The sequence below is a fragment of the Nocardioides sp. genome (genome assembly GCF_035703625.1).
Taxonomy (GTDB): Bacteria; Actinomycetota; Actinomycetes; order Propionibacteriales; family Nocardioidaceae; genus Nocardioides.
This window is the reverse complement of sequence record NZ_DASSXS010000014.1, coordinates 1-3,285: the sequence shown is the minus strand read 5'-3', so window position 1 is coordinate 3,285 and position 3,285 is coordinate 1. Positions and strand designations below refer to the sequence as shown.

Here is a 3,285-nt window from a genome sequence, read left to right as displayed (position 1 = left end):
ATGGGCCCCGAGGTGGCTCGGGTGTTCGCCGACCTCCACCGCGAGCACGGCGTCGACCTGCGGCTGGGGGTGGGTGTCGACGGCATCGACGCCGGGGCGGGCGGCGCCAGTGTCGTCCGGCTCGCCGACGCCTCGACCATCGCCGCCGACCTCGTGGTGGTCGGGATCGGTGCGCAACCCGAGGTGGGCCTGGCCCGCGCCGCCGGCCTCGCGGTCGAGGACGGCGTCCTCGTCGACGGGTGGCTGCGGACGTCCAACCCCTACGTCTACGCCGCGGGCGACCTCGCCGGTCACGCCCATCCGGTCCTGCGCCGGCGGATCCGGGTGGAGCACTGGGACAACGCCATCCACCAGGCCCGGGCAGCGGCGCGGGTGATGCTGGGGGGCGACGACCCCTACGACCGGCTGCCCTACTTCTTCACCGACCAGTACGACCTCGGCATGGAGTACGTCGGCAGCGTCGGTCCCGACGGCTACGACGACGTGGTGCTGCGGGGCGATGTGGAGGCGCGGGTCTTCTCCGCGTTCTGGCTGCAGGATGGCCGGGTGCTGGCGGCGATGCACGTCAACGACTGGGACCTGATCGACCCGATCCGGGGGATCGTCGGCCGTGAGGTCGACCGGTCCCGGCTGGCCGACGCGGCGGTTCCCCTCGACGAGGTCAGCTGATCCGGCGCACGAGGTAGGCGGGAGTGCCGTCGTCGGCGGCCTGCTCGCCGACGTACTCCTGGCCCCGCATCCGGCACCAGGCGGGAATGTCGACCCGGGCGGCCGCGTCGTCCGCGACGACGGCGACGACCCCGCCGAGCGCCACCTCGCCGATCCGCCGGCCGAGCTCGATCACCGGCATCGGACACACCTGGCCACGGCAGTCGAGCTCGAGATCGGGGCCGGTCATCGGTCGATTCCTGCCCGGAGCCGGTCCACGACCCCCGGCAGCAGGTCGAGCAGCCGCTCCACCTGTGCCTCGGTCGTGTCGCGCGTCAGCGAGATCCTGACGTTGCCGTGGGTGAGCGCGCCCATCGCCGCCAGCACATGGCTGGGCTGCAGCGTCGACGCGGTGCAGGCGGACCCACTGGCGACGCCGTAGCCGTGCCGGTCCAGCTCGGTGACGAGCGCCTCCCCGTCGACGTACAGGCAGGAGAACGTCACCAGGTGGGGGAGCCGGTCGTCCGGGTCGCCGACGACCTCGACGTCGGGGATCGCGGCCACGCCGGCACGCAGACGGTCGACGAGCGCCGCCTGGCGGGCGTTGACCTCGGCCCGCTCCTCGACGACCGACCGCAGCGCGGCCGCGGCGGCGAGCGCGGCGGGGACGTTCTCGAACCCGCTGGTCCGGTCGTCGACCCGGTCGTCGGCGGGGAACGGGTTGCGCCACCGTGCGCCCTTGCGGACCAGGAGGACCCCGACCCCGGCCGGGCCACCCCACTTGTGGGCGGACCCGGCGGCGGCCGACCACCCCCCGGGAAGGGTCAGCCGGCCCATGGAGGCGCAGGCGTCGGTGAAGAGGGGGACGTCGTCGGGGAGCTCGAGCTCGCCGACCGGCTGGATGGTCCCGACCTCGTGGTTGGCCGTCTGCAGGGCGACCACACCCGTCCCGGGGGCCGTCGCCGCCCGGACCAGGTCGTCCTCGCGGACGCGGCCGAGCCCGTCCACACCGACGACCTGGCCGTGGGCGCCCCAGGCGACGGCGTGGAGTACGGCGGAGTGCTCGACCGCGGAGTGGACGACGGCCTCTCCGCGACGCGAGCCGCGCACCAGGCCGAGCAGGCCGCGGTGCACGGCGTCGGTCCCCGACGACGTGAAGGTGACCTCGTCGGGGCGGACGCCCAGGCACGACGCGGTGACCTCGCGGGCATTGTCGAGGAGCAGCCGCGCCGACCTGGCCGGACGGTGCAGCCGGCGGGGGTCGGCGTACCCCTGGTCCAGCGCGGCCAGCAGGGTCTCCCGTGCGGCGGGGTGGAGCGGCTCGGAGGACGCGGCGTCGAGGTACGCGGCACGCGGGTCGCCCTGGTCGGACGCGGCAGGTGGCACACGTCGAACCTAGTCGACACGCACCTGTGGTGGCGCGGTGCGCCACAGGGCCGACCCACCGGAAGATCCGGGCTCGGATTCGGCTAGGGTTTGAATCGCCATGGTCGTTGAAAAGAGAGGCTCGTTCGTGGGTCCGAAACTCCACCGGCGGGCGGCCGGGCTCGTGCGCCGCGGGGCGCTCGTCGCCGCGGTTGGCGCCCTCTTGTTCCTGACCGGCTGCTCAGCGGAGCAGAAGCACGAGTGGGCGAACTTCGCGATGCCGGACCCGGCGACCGAGCAGGCCGACCACGTCTTCAGCCTCTGGCGCTGGTCCTGGGTCGCGGCGCTCATCACCGGCGTCATCGTCTGGGGCCTGATCTTCTGGGCTGTCTGGCGCTACCGCCGTCGCCACGACGACGAGGTCCCGGTGCAGACGCGGTACAACCTCCCGCTCGAGATCTTCTACACGATCGCCCCGGTCGTGATGGTGATCGTCTTCTTCTACTGGACCGTCAACGTCCAGAACGCCGTCCTGGCCGACAGCCAGGAGGACATCGAGGTCAACGTCGTGGGCCAGCAGTGGTCCTGGACGTTCAACTACACCGACAACGAGGCGACCGGCGGCGAGGGGACGAACGTCTACACCTCCGGCACCGGCAGCGACATCCCGACCCTGGTCCTCCCCGTCGACCAGACCGTGCAGTTCAACCTCTACAGCCCCGACGTGATCCACTCCTTCGGAGTCCCGTCCTTCCTGATGAGGATGGACGTGGTCCCCGGCCGGTTCAACCACTTCGAGGTCACGCCCGACACGATCGGCGAGTTCCGCGGCAAGTGCTACGAGCTGTGTGGTGTCTACCACTCCCGGATGCTCTTCAACGTCAAGGTCGTGAGCGCCGAGGACTACGACGCCTATCTGCAGGACCTGCAGGACCAGGGCTTCGAGTCGGAGGAGCCGGTGCTCGGTAACGGCCAGGCCTACGACCAGGCCGGTCTCGACGAGGAAGGGAGCGCGGAATGACCGCGACAGCAGCCCGCGCGACGACGTACAGCGAGCGCAAGCCGCTGGGCCAGGAGCTCGTGCGGATCCTGACCACGACCGACCACAAGCTGATCGGCAAGCTCTACCTGGTCACCTCGTTCGTCTGGTTCCTCATCGGCGGCCTCATGGCGATGCTGATGCGCTCCGAGCTGGCCTACCCCGGACAGCAGGTCGTCGCCGAGGAGACCTACAACCAGCTGTTCACGATGCACGGCACGATCATGCTGCTG

General features: G+C 71.4%; 5 protein-coding genes. 3 read left to right on the top strand and 2 right to left on the bottom strand.

The features are described from left to right. Nucleotides 1-669, top strand: a 669-nt coding sequence (locus tag VFN12_RS00685; protein WP_325116607.1) for an NAD(P)/FAD-dependent oxidoreductase, incomplete at its 5' end; no start/stop codon positions are given. On the opposite strand, the gene VFN12_RS00680 is transcribed toward VFN12_RS00685, so the two are convergent. Then, nucleotides 662-898, bottom strand: a complete 237-nt coding sequence (locus tag VFN12_RS00680; RefSeq protein WP_325116606.1) for a sulfurtransferase TusA family protein — start codon at nt 896-898, stop codon at nt 662-664. The two genes, VFN12_RS00685 and VFN12_RS00680, sit on opposite strands and share 8 nt — an antisense overlap. Further along, nucleotides 895-2,034, bottom strand: a complete 1,140-nt coding sequence (locus tag VFN12_RS00675; protein ID WP_325116605.1) for a cysteine desulfurase family protein — start codon at nt 2,032-2,034, stop codon at nt 895-897. Before VFN12_RS00675 ends, VFN12_RS00680 begins: the two co-directional genes overlap by 4 nt. 127 nt (nt 2,035-2,161) lie before the next feature. Here VFN12_RS00675 and coxB point away from each other — a divergent pair, with 127 nt between their 5' ends. Beyond that, complete coding sequence (gene coxB / locus VFN12_RS00670; RefSeq protein ID WP_325116604.1) at nt 2,162-3,034, top strand: cytochrome c oxidase subunit II; 873 nt, start codon at nt 2,162-2,164, stop codon at nt 3,032-3,034. Further along, a partial coding sequence (locus VFN12_RS00665; RefSeq protein WP_325116603.1) for a cbb3-type cytochrome c oxidase subunit I occupies nt 3,031-3,285 on the top strand: 255 nt, incomplete at its 3' end. The genes coxB and VFN12_RS00665, both read left to right, overlap by 4 nt.

Excerpts from the sequence above, each read along its gene's own strand:
- VFN12_RS00680 (WP_325116606.1), bottom strand. The coding sequence starts at position 898 with ATGACCGGCCCCGATCTCGAGCTCGACTGCCGTGGCCAGGTGTGTCCG.